This is a genomic window from Phycobacter sedimenti (genome assembly GCF_038148855.1).
Lineage (GTDB): Bacteria > Pseudomonadota > Alphaproteobacteria > Rhodobacterales > Rhodobacteraceae > Phycobacter > Phycobacter sedimenti.
Map to the genome: position 1 here is coordinate 217799 of NZ_JBBVGR010000003.1, position 20984 is coordinate 238782.

The window sequence follows — 20984 nt, forward strand, 5'->3', positions numbered from 1 at the left end:
GCCACGCAGGTACGATTGCATCCCAGATCGCATGATCAACGAAATGGGGCGGACCCAAGGCCCGCCCCACAGCATTTGTCTACTGAAACCGATACCGGATCAGACAGCCTTTTTCAGGGCCTCTACCAGATCGGTGCGCTCCCAGCTGAAGCCGCCATCGGCATCCGGTTCACGGCCAAAATGACCATAGGCTGCGGTGCGCTGATAGATCGGCTTGTTCAGACCCAGATGGGAACGGATGCCCCGCGGGCTGAGATCCATCACCTGATCAATGGCCTTTTCGATATCCGCCGGCGCGACCTCGCCCGTGCCATGGGTGTCGGCATAGATCGACAGCGGCTGGGAGACACCGATCGCATAGGACAGCTGGATGGTGCATTTATCCGCCATGCCCGCCGCAACGACGTTTTTCGCCAGGTAACGCGCCGCGTAGGCTGCCGAGCGGTCCACCTTGGTCGGATCCTTGCCAGAGAAGGCGCCACCACCATGCGGAGCGGCACCGCCATAGGTGTCCACGATGATCTTGCGACCGGTGAGGCCCGCATCGCCATCGGGGCCACCGATCACGAACTTGCCGGTCGGGTTGACGTGCCAGACGGTCTGATCGGTCAACCAACCCTCGGGCAGAACCTCGCGGATATAAGGATCGACGATGGCGCGGATGTCGGCAGAGGTCAGGCTTTCATCCAGGTGCTGCGTCGACAAGACGAGCGAGCTGATGCCCACCGGCTTGCCATTTTCATAGATCACCGAAAGCTGGGACTTCGCATCCGGCCCAAGCGCGGGTTCGGTGCCGTTCTTGCGCACCTCGGCCAGACGGCGCAGGATCGCGTGGCTGTATTGCAGAGGCGCAGGCATCAACGCCTCGGTCTCATTGGTGGCAAAGCCGAACATGATGCCCTGATCGCCGGCGCCTTCGTCCTTGTCTTCGCTCGAATCCACACCCTGTGCGATATGGGCGGATTGTTCGTGCAGCAGGTTGGTGATTTCCACAGTCTCGTGGTGGAATTTTTCCTGCTCGTAGCCGATGTCCTTGATGCAGGCACGGGCGATCTCATCGATCTTGCCCATGTAGTCGTGCAGTTTGTCCTGGTCGGACAGCCCCACCTCGCCCCCGATCACCACACGGTTTGTTGTGGCAAAGGTCTCGGCGGCAACGCGTGCCTCGGGCTCTTCCGCGAGGAAGGCATCCAGTACGGCATCAGATATCCGGTCACAAACCTTGTCCGGGTGGCCTTCGGAAACGGATTCCGAAGTGAAGATGTAGTTAGCGCGGGTCATGAAAAGTGCTCCATTTGTGTTTTACCTCACCACGCCAGGAAGCCGTTGTGGGAGGAATCACTGCTCAGTAAGCAGGCTCGTGCCTGTCGTCAATCTTTTTGCAGAAATGGGTTGAGCAGCTATGAACGTAGTGACGAATTTGTACCTCTGAGAAATCCGAAACCCGCCAAGAGCAGGGACAGGGCAAGAACAGGCCAATCACCGGTCCGACTGTAGAGCGTTGCGGGCAAGGCCCTGGGCAGCACAACATCCACATGGCCCGCTTCCCCCAGCGGCAGCGACGGGCCGAGGCGCCCGTAAGGATCGATCAAGCCCGAAACCCCTGTGTTGGCGGCGCGCAGCATCGGCAGCCCTTGCTCGGCCGCGCGCATACGGGCCTGCACCAGATGCTGATAAGGGCCCGACCGGGTACCAAACCAGGCGTCATTGGTGATCTGCACGAGAACATCGGGACGGGCGGGCGCCGCGCGCACATCCTGCGGAAACACCGCCTCATAGCAGATCAACGGCAAAGCCGCCCCGACCGGCAGATCCAGCAGCCGCGCGCCGGGGCCGGCGGCATAGCCAGCCCCCGCCTGCGAGGCAAAACCGTGAATCCCAAAACGCGCCATGACATCTCCGAAGGGTATGTATTCTCCGAACGGGACAAGGTGTGCCTTGTCATAAAGCGCCTGCACGGTGCCCTCCGACCCCAGATAGGCAGCGGAGTTGTAATAGGCTCCGCCCTCTTCGCGCTGGATCCCAAGGAGCAGAGGCACGCCTGGCGCGGCCTGATGCACCGCCTCAAGCGTGCCTTGCGCATCGTTCAGCAGTTGAGGAACCGAGGTTTCGGGCCAGATGATCATGTCCGGCCGCGGGCCTTCGGCGTTGAAGGCCATGGCCCGGCGCACGAAATCCCAGCGGAAATCAGGATGCCATTTCTTATGCTGCGGCGCATTCGGCTGCACCAGGCGCACGGTGTGATCGGTCGTCTCAGGCGCAGGCGGCGTTGGCCACAGGGTCACCAGAGCGGCCAGCATGGCGCCGGGCAGCACTGCGATCGCCAGTCGTTCCCGCACAAACGCCAGCGGCAAGAAAGCTGCGAGTGTCAGCACGGACAGCCCGTGGGGACCAATCCAGGGCAAAAGCTGCGCTGCGGGCGTATCGATCCAAAACTGACCAAAGGCCGCCCATGGAAAACCGGTCAGCACATAGGCGCGGGCAAATTCAGCAAGGCTCAACAGCCCCGTCAGCAGCAGTAGGCGCGGGCCACCACGGGCAAAGCGTACCGCCCCGGAAAAGGCGGCAGCCCAGAACAACGCCAGCCCAGCGGCCAGAAACAATAGCGCAAAAGGGGCCATCCAGGCGTGGCGCTCAGGATCAACCAGAAATGGCTCGATGATCCATGCAAGTCCGAGCGCGAAATACCCAAGCCCGAAACCCCAGCCGAGCAAGGCCCCACGCCAAGGGCTTGTGGCGCGCAGCACAAGCGCGCCGATCCCGCCCAAGGCGATGGGCACCGCCCAGATACAATGCGTAGGAGCCAGCGCCAAAGACATCAGCGCGCCCAGACCGAGGGCCAGAAGGCCGGGCAAAGCAGCATCCCGGCTCAGGCGCAATCGCGGCATCATTCCGAGGTATTGGGCACCAGAACCCGGAGCCTTTTGATCCGGCGGGGGTCGGCATCCACCACCTCGAACTCGGGGCCGTCAGGATGCACGATCACCTCACCCCGCGCGGGCACACGGCCAGAGAGCATGAAGACCAGCCCTCCCAGAGTGTCGATCTCTTCCTCGTCAACATCGTCATGGCTGGTCAGTGAAATTCCGATCTCGGCCTCGAACTCGGCCAAAGGCGTACGGGCCTGTGCGATGTAGCAGCCGGTCTTTTCGCGGAACCAGGTCTGATCCTCGCCGGTGTCGTGCTCATCCTCGATCTCGCCGATCACCTGTTCGATCAGATCCTCGATCGTCACCAGCCCGTCCACTCCGCCATATTCGTCGATCACCAGCGCCATATGGCGCCGCTCGCCCTGCATCTTGGCCAAGAGGACGCCAATCGGCATCGAAGGCGGCACGAACAGCAGCGGGCGCAGCATCTTGCGCAGATCGAAGGCTTCTTCGCCGCAGTTGAAGCCGTGGGTCAGTGCAAAATCCTTGAGGTGGGCAAAACCAAGCGGAGTATCCAGCGTTCCCTCGTAGACCGGCACGCGGGTGAACCCGCTTTCGCGAAAGACCTTGACCAGGTCCTCACTGTCGGTTGTCACGGGAACGGCCACGATCTCGGCCGAGGGGATGGCAACGTCCTCCACACGCATTCGGCGCAGATTGATCATGCCATGAGGTCGAACCTCTGGCGCGGTGCCCTGCTCCTCTTGTGGAGCATCTGCCGCAGCCGTTGGCGCGAGGGAGCCCAAAAGACGACCAAAGAATCCCGTCTTTTCGTCGTTATCCGCGCCGAACTCTGTACCGTTTGTGTGGCCCGCGAGAGCCTCACTCTCTACCTGCAGCGCGCTATGCGCTGCGTTAGAACTGCCTTCTATGTCGCCCATCTATCCTATCCACTATGCCCCTTCAGGGACTTCCACCTTCCGTATATGGGTTATCGATACCCAGTTTGCCAAGTATTTCGACCTCAATAGCTTCCATTACTGTAGCGTCCGGGTCGCGGACGTGATCGTAGCCCAAAAGATGCAACACTCCATGAACAAGCAAATGTGTCAGATGATCGGCCAGGGATTTGTCCGCGGCATCCGCCTCACGCTGGCAGGTTTCAAAAGCAATCGCGATATCACCTAGGCAAATCTCACCCGTAAAATCTGGCTCTGGCGGCAGGGGCGTTCCACCCGGCGCCTCGGGGGACAGATCCTCGGCCGGCCAACTCAAGACATTCGTCGGAGTGGGCTTTTCGCGGAATTCCGCGTTGAGATCGGCAATGCGCGCATCATCGCAGGCCAGCAGCGAAATCTCGCACTCATCCATCTTTAGCCCGAAATGATCGAGCGCCGCTTTGATGGCACGTTCAGCCATGGGCTCAAAGTCGCCCTCGCCCCAGCGCGTCTCCTCAAGGGAAATCTCAAGTGTCATGACGCAGCTCTACCTATGCGGCCGGCGTGTCGGCATCATAGGCTTCGATGATGGCGGCAACCAGCGGATGACGCACCACGTCCCGCGCGGTGAAATAGTTGAAGCTGATCTTCGGAATCGACGTCAACAGCCGCTCGGCATCAGCCAGCCCCGAGGGCACTCCGCGCGGCAGATCCACCTGGCTGCGGTCCCCGGTGATCACCATGCGCGAGCCTTCACCAAGGCGGGTGAGGAACATCTTCATCTGCATGGTGGTGGCGTTCTGCGCCTCATCCAGCACTACAAAGGCGTTGGACAGCGTACGCCCCCGCATGAAGGCCAAAGGCGCAATCTCAATGGTTTTCTCTTCCTTCAGCTTGGCCAGCTGTTTGCCGGGAAGGAAGTCGTTCAGCGCATCATACAGCGGCTGCATGTAGGGATCGACTTTCTCTTCCTGGGTTCCCGGCAAGAAGCCGAGCCGCTCTCCCGCCTCAACGGCGGGACGACACAGGATGATCTTGTCGACCTGGCCGGTGATGAACATGCTGACGCCCACGGCGACGGCCAGATAGGTCTTGCCGGTGCCGGCAGGACCAATGCCAAAGGCCATCTCGTGTTCATAAAGGGCTTTCACATAGGCCTTTTGCGCATCGGTGCGCGGCTCGACCAGTTTCTTGCGTGTCTTGATCTCGACCTTGCCACCGCTGAACATCTCAAGCTGGCTACCGCCATCCGCCGCATCGGCCTGCTCCATGCGCAGTTCGCGGTCCACATCCGCGGGCTCGACACTGCGCCCTGTCTCGAGCCGGTCATAAAGCGCCGTCAGAACGGCTGCGGCCTGTTCGCGCCCGCCTTCTTCGCCCATCACGGACAAAAGATTGCCGCGGCGCAGGATCTGCACCCCCAGCTTTTGCTCGATTTCGGCGATGTTGCGATCGTATTCACCGCACAAGTCTATCAGCAGGCGATTGTCGGGAAATTCCAGCAGCACTTCATGTGCGGTGTCGGGATGGGCGTGGTGCGACGGGGTCTGGGCGCTGGTGGCCAATCTGCGGTCCTCTGCTTGAGTGTCTCCCTTCAATGTGAACCTCTCGGCCACCATGCGCAAGCGCAGGTGCGAAAAATTCACAGAGGTGAAACAAAAACAGGCAAAAGAAAACAGCCGCCCCAAAGGGGGCGGCTGCATAATTGGATTTGAACGGGATCGATCAGAGAGGATCGCCGAAGGTCGAGCCGGATTTGAACGGGCCGGTTGCAACATTACGCGGCAATTCGCTGTTGCAGACAGGCTTGCCATCCGGGGTACGGCGCAGGTCCGCATAACCTTCGACACCGTCATCGATGATCCAGTGCTCGCAGCCCGCAGGATCGACCCAGATGCCTGCCGTCAGCTGTGACAGATCCCCGCTTTTGCCATCAAAGATGTTCTGGTCGCGAGTCTTGTCCGTGACATCGCCACAGGCCGCAACGGACAGCGCCAGGCACAGGGCGGCGGCTCCTTTGAGAATGGTCATCCAGTAATCCCCCTAGCGCACACAGTAGATTTCGACGCGGCGGTTCTGCGCCATGTTTGCCGCGCTGGTGTTCGGCACACGCGGCTCACGCTCGCCATAGGCGCGAATATCGCCGACCCGCGCGCCGGCGGATTTGGCCACCTGCGCAACGGCATTGGCGCGGCGCTGCGATAGGCCGATGTTGTATTCATCCGACGCGCGGCTGTCGGTATGACCGGCGATCACGAAATAGCGGGTCCCCGGCTTGGCCTTCTGGAAGAACTCTGTCAGGCGCGCACGGCCAGCGGCGTTGATATGATGTTTGTCGGTCGCAAAGAACTGATCCGTCGGCATCATGCCGCAAAGCTGCCCCCGGCGGCACACCGGCTTTCCGTCCGGGGTCACGTGCGGGGTCATGTAGCCTTCGGCCCCGTCGTCCATGACCCAGTGTTCACAGCCGTCCGGGTCAACCCAGATTGTAGGCACATAACGCTCGCCCCGCACCGTACGGGTCTGCGAATCCTGCGCCGACACGGGCGCCGTCAACAGGCTGAGCGCGGTCGTGGCAGCGACCAGTACAGCGCCTGCGGTTTTCATGTTGAACTTCAGCACAACCAGATTTCCTTCACCTAAGTCCCCCGGAGTTTGCCGCATCATGCGTTAACGCTCAGGCTATCATCAAATTCAATATATACTCGCAAAACTACACGAATTTCCCGCAGATTGCGTGCCATGATGAGATTTTTTTCACGAAACTATGCGGTTTTCGCCAACACTCAAACCCGTTTCCTAAAATTGTTCTCGAAATGGATGCAATAAAGACTCACCTCCTCGCCCACCTCCACTGGCCAAGAGGTGTACCACTTGCTCGTTTCATGTGAGACCGTCGGCGCGATCACGCGTTACCCGATCAACTCGCCCGCGAGAGAGTTTGCCCCGGACGAGACGATGCGCACCCGCGCAAGATCGCCGATCTGCCGGTCGCAATCGGCAACGTGGACCGCATGCAGGTAGTCGGACTTGCCAACCATTTGCCCCGGAAAACGACCCGCCTTTTCAAAGAGAACGCCAACCTCACGCCCGACCATACTGTCCTGAATTTCACGCTGCTGACGCGTCAGAAGGGCCTGCAGGCGCTGCAGACGTTCATCGGCCACGGCAGCCTCAACCTGTGCGCGTTCTGCCGCCGGCGTGCCGGGACGGGTCGAGTATTTGAAGGAATAGGCAGTGCCGTATTTCACTTCCTCGATCAGGTCGAGCGTCGCCTGAAAATCCTCTTCGGTCTCTTCGGGGAAGCCGACGATGAAATCGCCCGAAATCAGGATGTCGGGGCGCGCGGCGCGGATGCGTTCGATCAGACGGATATAGCTTTCGGCGGTATGGCTGCGATTCATCCGCTTCAGGATCCGGTCCGAACCGGCCTGCACCGGAAGGTGCAGATAGGGCATCAGCTTTTTGCAGGTGCCATGCGCCTCGATCAGGTCGTCCATCATGTCGTTGGGGTGCGAAGTGGTAAAGCGGATGCGCTCCAGCCCGTCGATCTTGTCCAGCTCCCAGATCAGCTGCGCCAGGGTCCAGTCTGCGCCATTCGGTCCCTCGCCGTGGTAGGCATTGACGTTCTGCCCCAGGAGCGTGATCTCGCGCACGCCGCGCTCAACCAGTTCCTGCGCCTCGGTCAGGATGCGCGAGACCGGACGAGAAACCTCGGCACCACGGGTATAGGGCACCACGCAGAAGGCACAGAACTTGTCGCAGCCTTCCTGTACCGTCAGAAACGCCGTCGGGCCACGCTTTGCCTTGGGGCGGTTCTTGAGCTTCTCGAACTTGTCCTCTTCGGGGAAATCGGTGTCGAGCACCTTCTCCCCTTCACGCGCCTTGGCCTCCATTTCCGGCAGGCGGTGATAGCTTTGGGGGCCGACCACCAGATCGACCAGTGGCTGGCGGCGCATGATCTCTTCACCTTCCGCCTGCGCGACACAGCCCGCGACACCGATCTTCAGATCCGGCTTTGCAGCCTTCAGCCCCTTGAACCGGCCCAGCTCGGAATAGACCTTTTCCGCGGCTTTCTCGCGGATATGACAGGTGTTCAGCAGGATCATGTCGGCATCATCGGCCGATTTCGTCTCAACATAGCCCTGCCCGCCCAGCGCTTCGGCCATGCGTTCGCTGTCGTAGACATTCATCTGACAGCCATAGGTCTTGATAAACAGCTTCTTGGGCGCGCTCATGGGTTCATAGCCTTTTAGCAGGACACGACGGATCAGCGGCCTGCCTTACAGGGGAATGACGCCGCTTGCAATGCGCGCGCTGATACCCGATTTTGAGGGCAAATGCCAGAACGGCAGGAGCAGAACCCCGTGACCTACCCCACCCTTGACGACTTTCTCAATCGGAAGTGTGCCCTTCTGGAAAAGGGGCCGGTTGCACTGATTTTCGTCGAAGACGACGTTGAGATCGCAACCACCCTGCGTCACCATCTGCAAAGCGGATTTGAAACCGTCGTGGCCTTCATACCGGATGCGTTCGACCTGCCCGAGGCGGTTGCGAGCAAGGTGCATCGGATCGCCTTTGACTGCGCCATTGCCGAAGACGTCTTTGCAGCCATCAACCGGGTAATCCGCAGCGCCACGCCGGGATGCTGGCTTTATTACTGCTACAACGCCGAGTTCCTGTTCTTTCCCTTTTGCGAAACACGTTCCGTCACTGAAATGCTGCGTTTTCACAGCGAAGAAAAGCGCGATGCCATGCTGACCTATGTGGTTGACCTTTATGCAGGCGATCTGGCCACGCACCCCAATGCGGTAGCGCTGGATGATGCCTACCTGGACAAATCCGGCTACTATGCCCAGGCCCGCTACCTTGGCACAAACAGCACCCCCGAAGAGCGCCAACTGGACTTTTTCGGGGGCATGCGTTGGCGGCACGAAGAGCATATTCCGCATGCCAGCCGCAAAATCGACCGCATCTCCCTGTTCCGCGCCCGCGCAGATCTGGAACTGCTGCCCAATCACACGTTCAACGTGCCGGAATACAACACATACGCCTGCCCCTGGCATCACAACCTGACGGCGGCCATCTGTTCCTTCCGAACAGCCAAAGCGCTGAAACGCAACCCAGGTTCGTCCTTCGACATCCAGACCTTCCGCTGGCACAATTCAGTGCCATTCGAGTGGCACTCTCGGCAACTCCTGGATCTTGGCCTGATGGAGCCCGGGCAATGGTTCTGAGGTAGCGCCCTCAGAATCCACTACCGCTGCAACAAAACCGGGAACCAGTCCTCGCGCAGGCGCTGGCCGGGCTGCATGTCATGGCCCGGATAGGGCGGTGAGGTACGGCCCGGGCGCTCGACGTACCGCGCATCCTCCCCCACAAGACGCAGGGAGAACGCACGGCGGCGCTGGTCTGAGGTATTGCCGCGTGCGCCGTGCAGGGTACGATAGTTGAAGGCCACCGCATCGCCCGGCTCCATCTCCCATTCCAGCACCCGCATCCCCTCGGCATCCGGGTCAGGTACGGGCATGTACTGCCCTTCGTCCGGGAAGAACCCCTCCTCGGACACCCAGCGGGTCGGCAGCACTTCCTTTTCCCAGGCGTGCGATCCCGCCACACAGCGCAAGGACGCCTCGCGCACGGGATCGAGCGGCGACCAGAAGCTGATCGTATGCTGGCCTTCGACAAAATAATAGGGGCCGTCCTGATGCCATGGCGTCGCCATCGAGGTGCCCGGCTCCTTCACCAGCACATGATCGTGGAACATCTGCACATAGTCAGACCGCATCAGATCGGCAGCCACCTCGGCCACCGGAGAGGTCGTGATCGCCTCCTCGAACTCGGGAATGCGGGTCCAGTTGCAATAATCGTCAAAGAACCGCCCGGTCTGGCCCGCCTTTTCATTGTTGGACGCATAGGGGCCGGGCGAACGCATGTTTTCCTCCACCCCGGCGCGCAGCAGCTCCAGCTGATCGCGGAATAACCCGCGCACAAGCACAACCCCGTCGCGCTGGTACTGGTCGATGTGGTCCTGGGTGATGAGGGGGTGAATCATTACGGCCTCCGACGATCATTCCGGCATTTGGCCAGAGCCTGCCCCCGATCCGCGCCGGGTTCAAATGCTATCTGATGGCAAAGCCACAATAAAAAACGCCCTGCGGATCATCGCAGGGCGGGGCGTACCGAAGGGAACCGGATCACTTCTTGCGCAGGCGGATCACCACGTCGACCGAGGCAATCTCCATACCCTCAGGAGCGTCCGGCAGACTCTGGATCACCAACTGGTCCGATGGCGCATCGGTGACGCGGCCATCCTGTTCCCAGTAGTAATGAGGGTGATCATGGGTATTGGTGTCGAAATAGCTTTTCGACCCGTCCACGGTGATTTCCTGCAAGACCCCCGCATCGCAAAAGGCGCGCAGCGTGTTGTAGACGGTCGCCAGAGAGACTGCATCGCCCCTGTCCTTGGCTGCCTCAAACAGGCTTTCGGCGGTGACATGGCGGTGATTGCCATCCCCGACCAACAGCTCAGCCAGAGCCACCCGCTGCCGGGTCGGCCGCAGTCCGGCCCGTCCAAGCCATTTGGTTGCCAGATCTTCGCTAATTGGCGTCATGTGCAGATCCTGCCTCGCGTTGCTGACCGTATATATAGGGCCATTGACCCACCGTTTTCAAATGGATTCCCTGTAGAATGCCGATGACACCCCCTGCTGCGACCCCGTGTCCCGGCGCGGGCCCACCCTTGCACAAGGCTTGCAGGACCCTTTGGCGCGATGCTACAGGAGGCCAGCAAAACACCAGACACCAAAGGCAGGAGAACCGCCAGCATGGCCGATTACCCGAGCAGCTTTGACAAAGACGACTTGCTGAAATGCGCCCGAGGCGAGCTGTTCGGCCCGGGCAACGCCCAGCTGCCCGCGCCGCCCATGCTGATGATGGACCGCATCACCGAGGTCAGCGCGGACGGCGGCGCCCATGGCAAGGGTCATATCCTGGCCGAGTTCGACATCACCCCCGACCTGTGGTTCTTCGACTGCCACTTCCCCGGCAACCCGATCATGCCCGGCTGTCTTGGTCTTGATGGGCTGTGGCAACTCACGGGCTTCAACCTCGGCTGGCGCGGCTGGCAGGGGCGCGGCTATGCCCTGGGCGTGGGTGAGGTCAAGCTGACCGGCATGGTGCGCCCCGACCGCAAGATGCTGACCTACAAGGTGGATTTCACCAAGGCCATCCAGACCCGCCGCCTGACCATGGGCGTTGCCGACGGCATCGTGGAGGCCGACGGAGAGGTGATCTACCAGGTCAAGGACATGAAGGTCGCCCTCAGCGAGAGCTGATGACCGGCACAATCCGGTGAGAAGATCAGGAGGCCCCGCGGGGGCCTCTTTGTTTTCGCGGATTACACTCACATCCACGAAACTCTGCTCCTGAGATCCAAAGCCTTGCTTTGCAACAGGCCTATTCAATCAGAGATTGGCAATGTAGAATTGAATTAAGCCAGATACTTGAGACTCATTATGCACTTATCTTTGAAGTTCTTCGCCGTCACTACTGTTGTATTTCTGGCTGCTTGCTCTCCCCCTCAATCAAAACCGAATTCAAAACCGAATATGGAGCCGATCCCGGATGGCGAAACAAATACGGCCGTCAGAGCCTTCTCAGACATTTGCTTGGGAACCCTTCCAAAATTCGAGCAGTCCTCCGCACATGCGGAACGCAATGGCTTGAAACCGCTGACTTCCAAAGGGGGAACCATTCATATCGATCCAAGGTCACCCCGGATCATGACTGACTTAGCAGAAAGTCATGGAATCAAATTGTGCAGCATTGCCTTCATGGGCTCCTCTAACATCCCAGATGTCCGGAAAGAATTCCTGCGGGAAGTCGTGCGCAAAACTGGTGGAGCTTCAGTCAGAGAGTTACCTGAACAAGAGGAATGGGTAGGCTACCACCTAACCAACAAGAGCGTTTTTAGCCATGCGGTGCAACCGAAAGGGAAACACACGCTTCACATTCTGATGATCTCTGAACCTGTTTCGATACCAGACCTAGCACTCTAGCCCGAAACACTGGGATGTGACGGTCAACTGCCATCCCCAACCCATCTTGCACCCATGCCCTGCACGGCCTAGTAAGGCACAAGGTATTAAGGGAGTGCATCTATGCGTCGCGTTGTCGTCACCGGTCTGGGGATCGTCTCCTCGATCGGCAACACTGCCGAAGAGGTTCTTGCCTCGCTCAAAGCCGGGACATCCGGCATCGTCGCCAGCCCCGAGATGGCCGAGCACGGCTTTCGCAGCCAGGTGGCCGGGACGCTGAAGATTGATGTCGCTGAACACGTGGACAAGCGCACCCTGCGGTTCATGGGGCCTGGTGCGGCCTATGCCCATATCGCCATGCAACAGGCCATCGCCGATGCGGGCCTCACCGAGGATCAGATCGTCAACGAACGCACCGGTCTTGTGGCTGGCTCTGGCGGGCCGTCCACCTCGGCCATGCTGACCGCGCATCAGACCGTGCTGAAAACCGGCGCGACCAAGCGGATCGGGCCGTTCGCTGTGCCCAAATGCATGTCCTCGACCATTTCCGCGAACCTTGCCACAGCCTTCAAGATCAAGGGGATCAACTATTCGATCACCTCGGCCTGCTCCACCTCGCTGCATTGCATCGGCAACGCGGCCGAGCAGATCATGATGGGCAAGCAGGACGTGATGTTCGCAGGCGGCGGCGAGGAGCTGGACTGGACCCTCTCGTGCCTGTTCGACGCCATGGGCGCGATGTCCTCGAAATATAACGACACGCCCGAAAAGGCCTCGCGCGCCTTTGACCAGAACCGCGACGGGTTCGTGATCTCGGGCGGCGGCGGCATCGTGGTGCTGGAGGATCTCGATCACGCGCTGGCGCGCGGCGCCAAGATCTATGCCGAGGTCACGGGCTTTGCCGCCACATCGGACGGGCACGACATGGTGGCCCCCTCTGGTGAAGGCGGCGAACGGGCGATGCGGCTGGCCCTGTCGACCCTACCCAAGGGGCGCAAGGTTTCCTATATCAACGCCCACGGCACCTCGACCCCGGTTGGCGATGTGGGCGAGGTCGAAGCCGCCCGCCGCGTATTCGGTGCAGGCAAGGTGCCGCCGATCTCCTCGACCAAGTCGATGACCGGCCATGCGCAGGGCGCTGCCGGCGCGCTGGAGGCGATCTTCTGCCTTCTGATGCTGGATAATGATTTCATCACCCCCTCGATCAACGTCGAAACCCTCGCCGAGGGGATCGAACCGGATGAGGTCGCCACTGCTTGCGTCGAAAACGCAGGGCTGGACAGCGTGATGACAAACAGCTTTGGCTTTGGGGGCACCAATGGCTCCATGGTCCTGAGCAAATACAAGGGATAAGCGCGCCATGTCAGGACAATTGACCGGCAAACGGGGCCTGATCATGGGCGTTGCCAACGAGCGATCCATCGCCTGGGGCATTGCCAAGGCGATGGCGGACGCAGGCGCCGAGCTGGCCTTTACCTATCAGGGTGAGGCATTCGGCAAACGGCTGGAGCCGCTGGCGGCCTCGGTGGGCAGCGATTTCATGGTCGATGTGGATGTGACCGACGATGCCTCGCTCGATACGGCCTTTGAACAGCTCTCCGCGCGCTGGCCGACGATCGATTTCCTGGTCCACGCGATTGCCTATTCCGACAAGTCCGAGCTGACCGGCCGGTTCATCAATACCAGCCGCGCGAACTTCAAGAACTCGATGGATATCTCGGCCTATTCCTTCATCGAGGTGGCGCGCCGCGCCTATCCGATGATGCAGGAAAACGGCGGCACGCTTTTGACCCTGACCTATGGCGGCTCGAACCGGGTGACCCCGAACTACAACGTGATGGGCGTGGCCAAGGCGGCCCTGGAAAGCGCAACGCGCTATCTGGCCAATGACCTTGGCCCCGAGGGCATCCGCGTCAATGCGATCTCTCCCGGCCCGATGAAGACGCTGGCAGGGGCGGCCATTGGCGGCGCGCGCAAGACCTATAAGCATACCGAGCAGAACGCGCCGATGCGCTCGAACGCGACGCTTGAGGCCGTGGGCGGCACCGCCGTCTACCTGGCGTCCGATGCAGGCGCTTGCACCACCGGCGAGATTATCCGCGTGGATGGTGGATTTCACATCCTCGGCATGCCGCAGCAGGACAACCTGTAAGGCATTGCTGCCAGGCGATTGCGATTACGGGCGTCTCAGCAGGGCGCCCTTTTCTTTTGCCATGGTCAATAGTCAGATCAGGTCTGATCCTGCCCCGCATCTGCGGCGGCACCCTGATCCTTCTCCTGCACCTTGCGGCGTGAGCGCGCCAGCCCAGCCTGAAATCCCTCCCCATCCCCGAATTCGGAGAACTCGGCATAACGGGCATGCGCCCCTTCGACCCGAGCGGCATGTTTGATCGGGCACCAGTAGGCCTCGGTCCGGCTGGCGACCTCGCGCACCCAGGCGATCACCCCGTTGCAATAGCCGCAATAGACGCAATTCAGTTTCTGGATCCAGTTGAGATAGGCCAGATGCTGCCGGTCCATGCGGATGTAGTCGCCCTGAGGCACCTTGGGGATTCCGTAGACCGGGAAACAGGCGGCCTGATAGACGGCTACGAAGAGATGCAACAGCACGAAAGGAATGATCAGGCTGTAGATGAACGGTGCCGTCAGCAGCACCATGGGACGTGTATAGGCGAGAAAACGCAGCCAGCGGATCCGCAGCGCCCGGTGCTGGCGACGGGCCTCTTCCTCCCAGACGATCCTGCCGTTCTCCAGCCTGTACTGAAAGGCCGCGCGCTTGTCGGCAATTTCGTCTTCCAACTCGTCCTGAAGGGCCCGCATCCGCGCCAGAAGGTCGTCCATTCGCGTGCTCATTCTCTGCCCTCCGGATTTGAGCGGACCATCACGGGTCACTCCTCTGCAGCCTGTGCCAAACTATATTGTTGCGGCCTGCCATTCGGCAATGAGCGCCCTCATGATGTCCTCTGCCGAGCCCGTTCGGGCACGCGGCGCGCCCATCCCGGCCCATTGCGCCCCAAAGCCAGCGATCCCGGCAGATTTGGCAGCGGCGTTAAGAGCCTTTCCCGCGTCATAGGCGATCGGATAGTCCGGTGGCACAGCTCTGGCGTTTTCCGCAGCCCAGGCAGTGAATTCATTTGCAAGACAGCGCGCCGGGCGGCCGGAGATGGCATCGGTCATCGTCGTGTTCTGTGCCGCGTCCGAATGCAACGCGGCGCGGTATACGGTATCGGCCAGACTTTCATCGCAGTCGATAAAGGCAGTTCCCAGCTGCGCGGCCACCGCGCCAAGGCTCAGGGCTTTGGCAATGTCGGCCCCATCCATCAGCCCGCCAGCCGTGACAACCGGAATGTCCAGTTCGGCCACCAGGGTACGGGTCAGCTCAAAGGCGCTCAGGCGTGCATCCTCTGCCTTGGGATCAAAGAGGCCCCGATGGCCTCCCGCCTCCCACCCCTGGGCAATCACGGCATCGATGCCGACTGCGGCAATGGTTCGTGCCTCCGAGAGAGAAGTGGCCGTTGCCATGAGGACAACACCAGCTGCTTTCAAATCACGGACCACATCCGACGGGGGCAGCCCGAAGTGAAAGCTGACAACCGCGGGTCGCTCTGACAGCAACATCTGCTGCATCGGCTCATCAACGACAAAACTGGAATATATCTCCGCAAGGGTACCGGGCGGGCGCGCACCAAATCGCTCGAAAACAGGCCTCATCAGGCCGCACCAAGCCGCCTCACGTGCAGGATCCGACTGAGCAGGCAGGTGGCAAAAGACATTAACATTAAAAGGGGAACCCGTAAGCGCGCGCGTCCGATGGATCATGTCCCGGGCCTGGCCCACAGCTGACGCGCCGATCCCCAAAGCCCCCAGCCCCCCCAAGGCGCTCACACTCGCCGCCATGGCCGGGGAGCTGACGCCCGCCATGGGGGACTGAAAGATCGGAACCCTGAGCCCCAGTTTTGCGATCAGGCCGTCAGGCATATTGCTTCCCTTTGTGCTCAATGGATCATGGGTAGGAAAGCGACTTGCCCACCACAGTACAAGGGCGAAATCAGAGGAACGAAGGCGTCAAATGGCTCCCGCCCGTCGCAAAGCCATCAAAGATGACCCTGCTCCCGTTAGGTCCGGCAGCGCGCATCGCGCGCTGCTTCCATCTGGCCGAGATCGGGTCAAGGGCGGCAAGGCCGCCACGCCACCGGCGTGACTTGCCCTTGAGGCGGTCTCGGCCAGATCAAACGCTTGTGTTGGTACCGATGGGGCAGATTGCCCCTTCGGCACCTCTCAGCAGCATCCTGCGCCGCGCAGCGGCGCCACGCCCAACGGAAAGGGGATGGATCTCTGATCCAGCGCCTTTGGGCGGGAGCACCCGTGCTGCGGCCCAAAGGCGCCGACGCGATCAGTTGATCGAGACCAACTCGATGTCGAAAACCAGATCCTTTCCCGCCAGCGGGTGATTGGCATCCAGCGTCACCGTCGACTCGTCGGCTTCGACCACGGTCACCGGCAGAACCTGTCCTTCCGGGGTCTGCATCTGCAGCTGAGTGCCTGGCTCCAGCGGAATATCCTCCGGGATCCCTTCGCGCGGGATGGCCTGACGCGCATCGGGGTTGGATGGCCCGTAAGCGTCTTCGCAGGCGATCTCCAGCGTCTTCTTCTCCCCTGCCGTCATGCCCGGCAAACCGGCATCCATGCCACCGATTACATGACCGGCGCCAACGGTGAACTCCAGCGGATCACGTCCCTCGGAACTGTCGAACACGGTCCCATCCGTCAGTCTGCCCGTGTAGTGGATGCGCACGGTATCGCCATTCTTTACCTCGGTCATGAGACCTCCAGTTTCTGCTATCGTTTTAAAGGGTCCGAAACTACAGGCTCAGCCTGCAATGTAAACCCGAAGCCGGACAAGCCGAGCAGGCCGCCGCAATGTAGCCGCCTCGACCCTAGGCCGATTGACACGATTGTGACCAGTACAAGTTCCGACTTTCGTTAGGGCTCCCTCCTGTGACAGTGTTGGCGCAACGGAGGATCCCATGCCTATCACAACCTGTGTATTCGATGCCTACGGCACGCTTTTCGATGTCGCCGCCGCGGCCCGCCAGGCCGCCTCTGAGCCAGAGTTCCCTCATCTTCAGGGCAGCTGGGCCGACCTGGCCAACCACTGGCGGCTGAAGCAGTTGCAATACACCTGGCTGCGCGCCGTGACCGGGGCCCATACGGATTTCTGGGAGGTCACGCAGAACGGGCTGGACTGGGCGCTGGAGGCAACGGGCCTCGCCGGAGATGCCGCCCTGCGCGAACGCCTCCTGGCGCTCTACTGGGAGCTTCAGGCCTATCCCGAGGTGCCCAGAATGCTGTCCCAATTGAAAGAAGCAGGTTTCAACACCGCGATCCTCTCCAACGGATCCCCCGGCATGCTTGAGGGCTGTGTACAATCGGCCAAAGTGGGCGCGGTGCTGGACGATGTGCTGTCGGTCGAAAGCGTCGGCGTCTTCAAACCCCACTCCAGCGTCTATGATCTGGTTGGCAAACGCTTCTCCTGCGCGCCCTCCGAAGTGCTGTTCGTTTCTTCCAACGGCTGGGATGCAGCAGCGGCCACGGGGTACGGGTTTGAAACCGCCTGGGTCAACCGCGTAGGCGAGCCGATGGACCGCCTGCCCTGGACCCCGAAACATGTCCTCAGTGATCTGACCACGATCCCCGATATCGCCAAAGGCTGAACCACAGTCCGCAGAAGGAAGTCCACCGCAACGATGCCGCATTTCACCACCTCGGACGGGCTGTCGCTCCATTACACCGATACCGGACAGGCGGACGCCCTGCCGCTGATCTGCCTGCCGGGGCTGACCCGCGACGGGCAGGACTTCCGCTATTTCGTACCCCATGCGATGCGTTACCGCGTGATCACGCTGGATGCGCGCGGTCGCGGACGCTCGGAGCATGATCAGAATTTTGCCAGTTACAACGTCATGCGCGAAGCACAGGATGTGACCGAGCTGATGAACCACCTCGGCCTTGAACAGGCGGCAATCCTGGGCACTTCACGCGGGGGGATGGTGGCCATGGTTCTGGCTGCCACTGCAAAAGACCGCTTGAGTGCCGTGGTGCTGAACGATGTCGGCCCCGAGATTCCACAAGATGGCATCGCGCGCATAATGGAATATGTCGGTCGCCGTCCCGCCGCCAAGACCCATGACAAGGCTGCCGAAACCCTGGCAGCCCTCATGGCCCCCGCTTTCCCGGACGTGCCCTTTGCGCGCTGGCGCGAAGAGGTAGAGGTCTTTTACGCCGAAACGCAAGACGGGCTAGGCCTGCGCTACGACCCCCACCTGCGCGATGCATTGCTGGCGCAGGCCAAGGCAGGCCCCCCACCCGATCTGTGGCCGCTTTTCATGGCGCTGGAGGGGCTGCCCTGCGGGGTGATCCGGGGGGCAAACTCGGATGTCCTGAGCCATGAGACCTTCCTTGAGATGCAGCGCCGTCTGCCTGCCTTGCAGGCGGTGGAGCTGGAAAACCGCGGCCATGTCCCCTTCCTGGATGAACCTGCTGCACTTTCCCTTATTCACTCCCTATTGGACCAGATTTGATGACAACCATTGCCATGATCGAAGCCGCCGCTGAGCGGATCAAAGGCCACGCCCGCAAGACGCCTCTCCTGTCTTCACCCTTCCTGGACGAGATCGCGGGCCGCCGCCTGTTGGTCAAGCCCGAATGCCTGCAGCACACCGGATCCTTCAAGTTTCGCGGTGGCTGGGCGGCGCTCTCTGCGATGGACGAAGAGACCCGAAAGCGCGGTGTTCTGGCCTTTTCCAGCGGCAACCACGCTCAAGGGGTCGCGGCGGCGGCAAAGGCCCATGGCGCGCCAGCGGTGATCATCATGCCCGCCGATGCGCCGCAGCTGAAGATCGACAACACCCGCGCACTGGGGGCCGAGGTGGTGCTTTATGACCGGGTCGGCGGCGAAAGCCGCGAAGACCTGGGAGATCACTATGCAACGACGCGCGGCCTCACGCTGGTCAAACCCTATGATGAGCCAGAGGTGATCGCAGGTCAGGGCACCGTCGGCCTTGAGATCGCCGAACAAGCCGCCGCAGAGGGCGTCACCTCGGGCGACGTTCTGGTCTGCTGTGGTGGCGGCGGCCTCACGGGCGGTGTCGCACTGGCGCTGGAGGCCCGCGCGCCGGGTCTGCGGGTGCGCCCCGCCGAACCCAAAGGGTTCGACGATGTCACCCGCTCGCTGCAAAGCGGCCGGATCGAAAGCAACGCGGCCACCTCTGGGTCGATCTGCGATGCCATCCTGACACCGGCGCCGGGGGATATCACCTTCCCGATCCTGTCGCTTCTATGTGGCCCCGGCATTGTCATCACCGAAGAGGAGGCGCTGCGTGCCATGGCGCTGGCCTTCCTGCGGCTCAAGATCGTGGTCGAGCCGGGCGGCGCCGCGGCCCTTGCGGCGGCGCTGTTCCATGGCGACCAGATCGAAGGGGACGCCGTGATCGCGGTCGCGACCGGAGGCAACGTGGATCCTGCGATGTTCATCCGCGCACTGGACTTCTGCGCCTGAGCAGAACCGGGGCGCCCCGCTCGCTTTACCTTCCCTTGCGTTCGCGGATATGGTGCGCCGGATACGTGACGGGGAGAAATATCATGCAAATCGCGGATCTGGGCGATGTCCAGCTGCACTATCGTGTGGACGGCGATCCCGCCGGAGCGCCCATCGTTTTTGCCAATTCGCTGGGCACCGACCTCAGGGTCTGGGACGCGGTGGTCGAACGTCTGCCCGCTGGCCTGAAGGTAATCCGCTATGACAAGCGCGGGCACGGGCTGTCCACAGTGCCACCCGCCCCCTATTCCATGGGCGCGCTGGTGCGCGATGCCGAGCGGCTCTTGGACCTTCTGAACGTCCGCGACTGTGTGTTCGTGGGCCTGTCCATCGGCGGCATGATCGCGCAAGGGCTGGCGGTGAAACGGCTCGACCAGGTACGTGCGCTGGTGCTGTCGAACACCGCCGCCAAGATCGGCACCGCCGAAATGTGGCAGGAGCGGATCAAGGCGGTCGAAGAGCAGGGTATCGAAGCCCTGGCAGACAACGTCATGGAACGCTGGTTCGCCAAGGAATTTCGCGCAACGCCCGAGCTGACCCTGTGGCGCAACATGCTGGTCCAGCAATCGCGCGCGGGATATGCGGGCTGCTGCGCGGCCATTGCGGGCACCGATTTCTACACGCCCACCAGCGGCTTGCGCCTGCCCTGCCTGGGCTTTGCCGGGGCCGAGGATGGCTCTACCCCGCCCGATCTGGTGCGCGAAACCGTCGACCTGATCCCCGGCTCGCAATTCCACCTGATCCGCCGCGCAGGCCATATCCCTTGCGTCGAGAAACCCGATGAATACACCCAGCGGCTGACAAGCTTCCTGAAGGAGATCGGACACATTGGCTGACTTTCTGCTGATCCACGGATCCTGCCACGGCGCCTGGTGCTGGCGCGACCTCATCCCCGCCCTGAAGGCGCGCGGCCACACCGCCCGCGCCATCGACCTGCCCGGCCACAACGACGGGCGTGACCTCGCCAGCGTGACGCTGGAAGAAACCGCCGAAGCGATCCTCATGGCCGCAGGGCCGGACACCATCGTGCTGGGCCACTCCTGGGCCGGCTATCCGATCTCGGCCGCCGCAGAAAAGGACCCGAGCCGCCTGCGCGGGCTGATCTATCTCTGTGCTTACGTACCGACCTCGGGCCTGTCGATGATCGACATGCGCAAACGCGGACCACGCCAGACACTGGCTCACGCGGTGATCAAGGACGAGGAGAGCAACAGCTACACCGTCGACCCCGCCGAAGTGCCGCGCCTGTTCTACCACGACTGCCCGGAAGAGGCCGTCACTTACGCGCTGGAACGGCTCTGCCCGCAGCCGATCCGCCCGCAGGATACGCCGCTGACCATTGGCAGCAACTGGGAGAGCACCTCCAAGGCCTATATCCGCTGCGCCAATGACCAGACCATCCCGCCCGAATACCAGGCCGATATGGTGAAGGACTGGCCCGAGGGCCGCGTCCACGTGATGGAGACCTCCCACTCTCCTTTCTTCGCCGCGCCGGACGCGCTGGCGGATCTGATTACCCGGATCGAAAAGGATCTCTGAC

At 61.5% G+C, this 20984-nt stretch carries 23 protein-coding genes and 1 riboswitch; of the genes, 10 read left to right on the forward strand and 13 right to left on the reverse strand.

All coding sequences use genetic code 11. From position 1 onward, the window contains the following. Positions 1 to 99: 99 nt before the first annotated feature. The 8 genes from metK to miaB form a co-directional block, all read right to left on the reverse strand. On the reverse strand, positions 100 to 1281 hold the full coding sequence (gene metK / locus AADA15_RS06755) for a methionine adenosyltransferase (RefSeq protein WP_341640783.1): 1182 nt from the start codon (positions 1279 to 1281) through the stop codon (positions 100 to 102). A gap of 6 nt (positions 1282 to 1287) precedes the next feature. Next, a riboswitch (SAM-SAH riboswitch) is annotated at positions 1288 to 1338 on the reverse strand. A gap of 62 nt (positions 1339 to 1400) precedes the next feature. Further along, positions 1401 to 2888, reverse strand: coding sequence for an apolipoprotein N-acyltransferase (gene lnt / locus AADA15_RS06760; protein WP_341640784.1), 1488 nt, complete (start codon positions 2886 to 2888; stop codon positions 1401 to 1403). Next, a complete protein-coding gene (locus AADA15_RS06765; RefSeq protein WP_341640785.1) occupies positions 2888 to 3811 on the reverse strand; it encodes a hemolysin family protein in 924 nt (307 codons plus the stop codon). The genes lnt and AADA15_RS06765 overlap by 1 nt, the downstream gene beginning before the upstream one ends. Before the next feature lie 22 nt (positions 3812 to 3833). Continuing rightward, positions 3834 to 4346, reverse strand: coding sequence for an rRNA maturation RNase YbeY (ybeY, locus tag AADA15_RS06770; RefSeq protein WP_341640786.1), 513 nt, complete (start codon positions 4344 to 4346; stop codon positions 3834 to 3836). Between the two features lie 13 nt (positions 4347 to 4359). After that, positions 4360 to 5373, reverse strand: a complete 1014-nt coding sequence (locus tag AADA15_RS06775) for a PhoH family protein (protein WP_341640787.1) — start codon at positions 5371 to 5373, stop codon at positions 4360 to 4362. Between the two features lie 160 nt (positions 5374 to 5533). Beyond that, a complete protein-coding gene (locus tag AADA15_RS06780) occupies positions 5534 to 5839 on the reverse strand; it encodes a hypothetical protein (RefSeq protein WP_192964483.1) in 306 nt (101 codons plus the stop codon). A gap of 12 nt (positions 5840 to 5851) precedes the next feature. Further along, a complete protein-coding gene (locus AADA15_RS06785) occupies positions 5852 to 6415 on the reverse strand; it encodes an OmpA family protein (RefSeq protein WP_341641013.1) in 564 nt (187 codons plus the stop codon). Between the two features lie 305 nt (positions 6416 to 6720). Then, complete coding sequence (gene miaB / locus AADA15_RS06790; RefSeq protein ID WP_341640788.1) at positions 6721 to 8046, reverse strand: tRNA (N6-isopentenyl adenosine(37)-C2)-methylthiotransferase MiaB; 1326 nt, start codon at positions 8044 to 8046, stop codon at positions 6721 to 6723. 129 nt (positions 8047 to 8175) lie between these two features. On the opposite strand from miaB, the gene AADA15_RS06795 reads away from it, so the two are divergent. Continuing rightward, positions 8176 to 9045: a glycosyltransferase family protein gene (locus AADA15_RS06795; protein ID WP_341640789.1), complete on the forward strand. Its 870-nt coding sequence runs from the start codon at positions 8176 to 8178 to the stop codon at positions 9043 to 9045. Positions 9046 to 9065: 20 nt separating this feature from the next. On the opposite strand, the gene AADA15_RS06800 is transcribed toward AADA15_RS06795, so the two are convergent. After that, positions 9066 to 9863 carry a phytanoyl-CoA dioxygenase family protein gene (locus tag AADA15_RS06800; protein ID WP_341640790.1) on the reverse strand — a complete coding sequence of 266 codons (798 nt, stop codon included), beginning with the start codon at positions 9861 to 9863 and terminating at the stop codon, positions 9066 to 9068. Between the two features lie 142 nt (positions 9864 to 10005). Further along, a complete protein-coding gene (gene irrA, locus AADA15_RS06805) occupies positions 10006 to 10422 on the reverse strand; it encodes an iron response transcriptional regulator IrrA (protein ID WP_341640791.1) in 417 nt (138 codons plus the stop codon). A gap of 213 nt (positions 10423 to 10635) precedes the next feature. Between irrA and fabA the strand changes: the two genes are divergently transcribed. The 4 genes from fabA to AADA15_RS06825 all read left to right on the forward strand — a co-directional run bounded on the left by fabA (position 10636) and on the right by AADA15_RS06825 (position 13999). Beyond that, positions 10636 to 11145 (forward strand): bifunctional 3-hydroxydecanoyl-ACP dehydratase/trans-2-decenoyl-ACP isomerase, encoded by a 510-nt coding sequence (fabA, locus tag AADA15_RS06810; RefSeq protein ID WP_192964489.1) that lies wholly within the window; start codon positions 10636 to 10638, stop codon positions 11143 to 11145. 168 nt (positions 11146 to 11313) lie between these two features. Further along, positions 11314 to 11868: a hypothetical protein gene (locus tag AADA15_RS06815; RefSeq protein ID WP_341640792.1), complete on the forward strand. Its 555-nt coding sequence runs from the start codon at positions 11314 to 11316 to the stop codon at positions 11866 to 11868. 102 nt (positions 11869 to 11970) lie between these two features. Further along, positions 11971 to 13200, forward strand: a complete 1230-nt coding sequence (gene fabB, locus AADA15_RS06820; protein ID WP_341640793.1) for a beta-ketoacyl-ACP synthase I — start codon at positions 11971 to 11973, stop codon at positions 13198 to 13200. Positions 13201 to 13207: 7 nt separating this feature from the next. Further along, positions 13208 to 13999, forward strand: coding sequence for an enoyl-ACP reductase FabI (locus AADA15_RS06825; RefSeq protein WP_341640794.1), 792 nt, complete (start codon positions 13208 to 13210; stop codon positions 13997 to 13999). 77 nt (positions 14000 to 14076) lie between these two features. Here the strand turns inward: AADA15_RS06825 and AADA15_RS06830 are convergent, their stop codons facing one another. The 3 genes from AADA15_RS06830 to AADA15_RS06840 all read right to left on the reverse strand — a co-directional run bounded on the left by AADA15_RS06830 (position 14077) and on the right by AADA15_RS06840 (position 16669). Then, positions 14077 to 14700, reverse strand: coding sequence for a hypothetical protein (locus tag AADA15_RS06830; protein WP_341640795.1), 624 nt, complete (start codon positions 14698 to 14700; stop codon positions 14077 to 14079). Positions 14701 to 14760: 60 nt separating this feature from the next. Beyond that, on the reverse strand, positions 14761 to 15825 hold the full coding sequence (locus tag AADA15_RS06835) for an NAD(P)H-dependent flavin oxidoreductase (RefSeq protein ID WP_341640796.1): 1065 nt from the start codon (positions 15823 to 15825) through the stop codon (positions 14761 to 14763). A 415-nt stretch (positions 15826 to 16240) separates the two neighbouring features. Then, positions 16241 to 16669, reverse strand: a complete 429-nt coding sequence (locus tag AADA15_RS06840; RefSeq protein WP_341640797.1) for an FKBP-type peptidyl-prolyl cis-trans isomerase — start codon at positions 16667 to 16669, stop codon at positions 16241 to 16243. A 205-nt stretch (positions 16670 to 16874) separates the two neighbouring features. Here AADA15_RS06840 and AADA15_RS06845 point away from each other — a divergent pair, with 205 nt between their 5' ends. The 5 genes from AADA15_RS06845 to AADA15_RS06865 all read left to right on the forward strand — a co-directional run bounded on the left by AADA15_RS06845 (position 16875) and on the right by AADA15_RS06865 (position 20983). Continuing rightward, positions 16875 to 17561, forward strand: a complete 687-nt coding sequence (locus AADA15_RS06845; protein ID WP_341640798.1) for a haloacid dehalogenase type II — start codon at positions 16875 to 16877, stop codon at positions 17559 to 17561. A gap of 33 nt (positions 17562 to 17594) precedes the next feature. Then, positions 17595 to 18428 carry an alpha/beta fold hydrolase gene (locus AADA15_RS06850; protein ID WP_341640799.1) on the forward strand — a complete coding sequence of 278 codons (834 nt, stop codon included), beginning with the start codon at positions 17595 to 17597 and terminating at the stop codon, positions 18426 to 18428. Beyond that, the gene (locus AADA15_RS06855) at positions 18428 to 19405 is read left to right on the forward strand and encodes a threonine ammonia-lyase (protein WP_341640800.1); all 978 of its coding nucleotides are present in this window, start codon (positions 18428 to 18430) and stop codon (positions 19403 to 19405) included. The genes AADA15_RS06850 and AADA15_RS06855 overlap by 1 nt, the downstream gene beginning before the upstream one ends. 83 nt (positions 19406 to 19488) lie before the next feature. Continuing rightward, positions 19489 to 20280, forward strand: a complete 792-nt coding sequence (gene pcaD, locus AADA15_RS06860; protein ID WP_341640801.1) for a 3-oxoadipate enol-lactonase — start codon at positions 19489 to 19491, stop codon at positions 20278 to 20280. Continuing rightward, positions 20273 to 20983: an alpha/beta fold hydrolase gene (locus tag AADA15_RS06865; protein WP_341640802.1), complete on the forward strand. Its 711-nt coding sequence runs from the start codon at positions 20273 to 20275 to the stop codon at positions 20981 to 20983. The genes pcaD and AADA15_RS06865 overlap by 8 nt, the downstream gene beginning before the upstream one ends. Position 20984 lies beyond the last annotated feature (1 nt).

Excerpts from the sequence above, each read along its gene's own strand:
- AADA15_RS06800 (WP_341640790.1), bottom strand. The coding sequence starts at position 9,863 with ATGATTCACCCCCTCATCACCCAGGACCACATCGACCAGTACCAGCGC.
- pcaD (WP_341640801.1), top strand. The coding sequence starts at position 19,489 with ATGCAAATCGCGGATCTGGGCGATGTCCAGCTGCACTATCGTGTGGAC.
- AADA15_RS06830 (WP_341640795.1), bottom strand. The coding sequence starts at position 14,700 with ATGAGCACGCGAATGGACGACCTTCTGGCGCGGATGCGGGCCCTTCAG.
- AADA15_RS06850 (WP_341640799.1), top strand. The coding sequence starts at position 17,595 with ATGCCGCATTTCACCACCTCGGACGGGCTGTCGCTCCATTACACCGAT.
- miaB (WP_341640788.1), bottom strand. The coding sequence starts at position 8,046 with ATGAGCGCGCCCAAGAAGCTGTTTATCAAGACCTATGGCTGTCAGATG.
- lnt (WP_341640784.1), bottom strand. The coding sequence starts at position 2,888 with ATGCCGCGATTGCGCCTGAGCCGGGATGCTGCTTTGCCCGGCCTTCTG.
- AADA15_RS06845 (WP_341640798.1), top strand. The coding sequence starts at position 16,875 with ATGCCTATCACAACCTGTGTATTCGATGCCTACGGCACGCTTTTCGAT.
- AADA15_RS06840 (WP_341640797.1), bottom strand. The coding sequence starts at position 16,669 with ATGACCGAGGTAAAGAATGGCGATACCGTGCGCATCCACTACACGGGC.
- fabB (WP_341640793.1), top strand. The coding sequence starts at position 11,971 with ATGCGTCGCGTTGTCGTCACCGGTCTGGGGATCGTCTCCTCGATCGGC.
- fabA (WP_192964489.1), top strand. The coding sequence starts at position 10,636 with ATGGCCGATTACCCGAGCAGCTTTGACAAAGACGACTTGCTGAAATGC.
- metK (WP_341640783.1), bottom strand. The coding sequence starts at position 1,281 with ATGACCCGCGCTAACTACATCTTCACTTCGGAATCCGTTTCCGAAGGC.
- irrA (WP_341640791.1), bottom strand. The coding sequence starts at position 10,422 with ATGACGCCAATTAGCGAAGATCTGGCAACCAAATGGCTTGGACGGGCC.
- AADA15_RS06780 (WP_192964483.1), bottom strand. The coding sequence starts at position 5,839 with ATGACCATTCTCAAAGGAGCCGCCGCCCTGTGCCTGGCGCTGTCCGTT.
- AADA15_RS06855 (WP_341640800.1), top strand. The coding sequence starts at position 18,428 with ATGACAACCATTGCCATGATCGAAGCCGCCGCTGAGCGGATCAAAGGC.
- AADA15_RS06785 (WP_341641013.1), bottom strand. The coding sequence starts at position 6,415 with ATGAAAACCGCAGGCGCTGTACTGGTCGCTGCCACGACCGCGCTCAGC.
- AADA15_RS06825 (WP_341640794.1), top strand. The coding sequence starts at position 13,208 with ATGTCAGGACAATTGACCGGCAAACGGGGCCTGATCATGGGCGTTGCC.
- ybeY (WP_341640786.1), bottom strand. The coding sequence starts at position 4,346 with ATGACACTTGAGATTTCCCTTGAGGAGACGCGCTGGGGCGAGGGCGAC.
- AADA15_RS06835 (WP_341640796.1), bottom strand. The coding sequence starts at position 15,825 with ATGCCTGACGGCCTGATCGCAAAACTGGGGCTCAGGGTTCCGATCTTT.
- AADA15_RS06765 (WP_341640785.1), bottom strand. The coding sequence starts at position 3,811 with ATGGGCGACATAGAAGGCAGTTCTAACGCAGCGCATAGCGCGCTGCAG.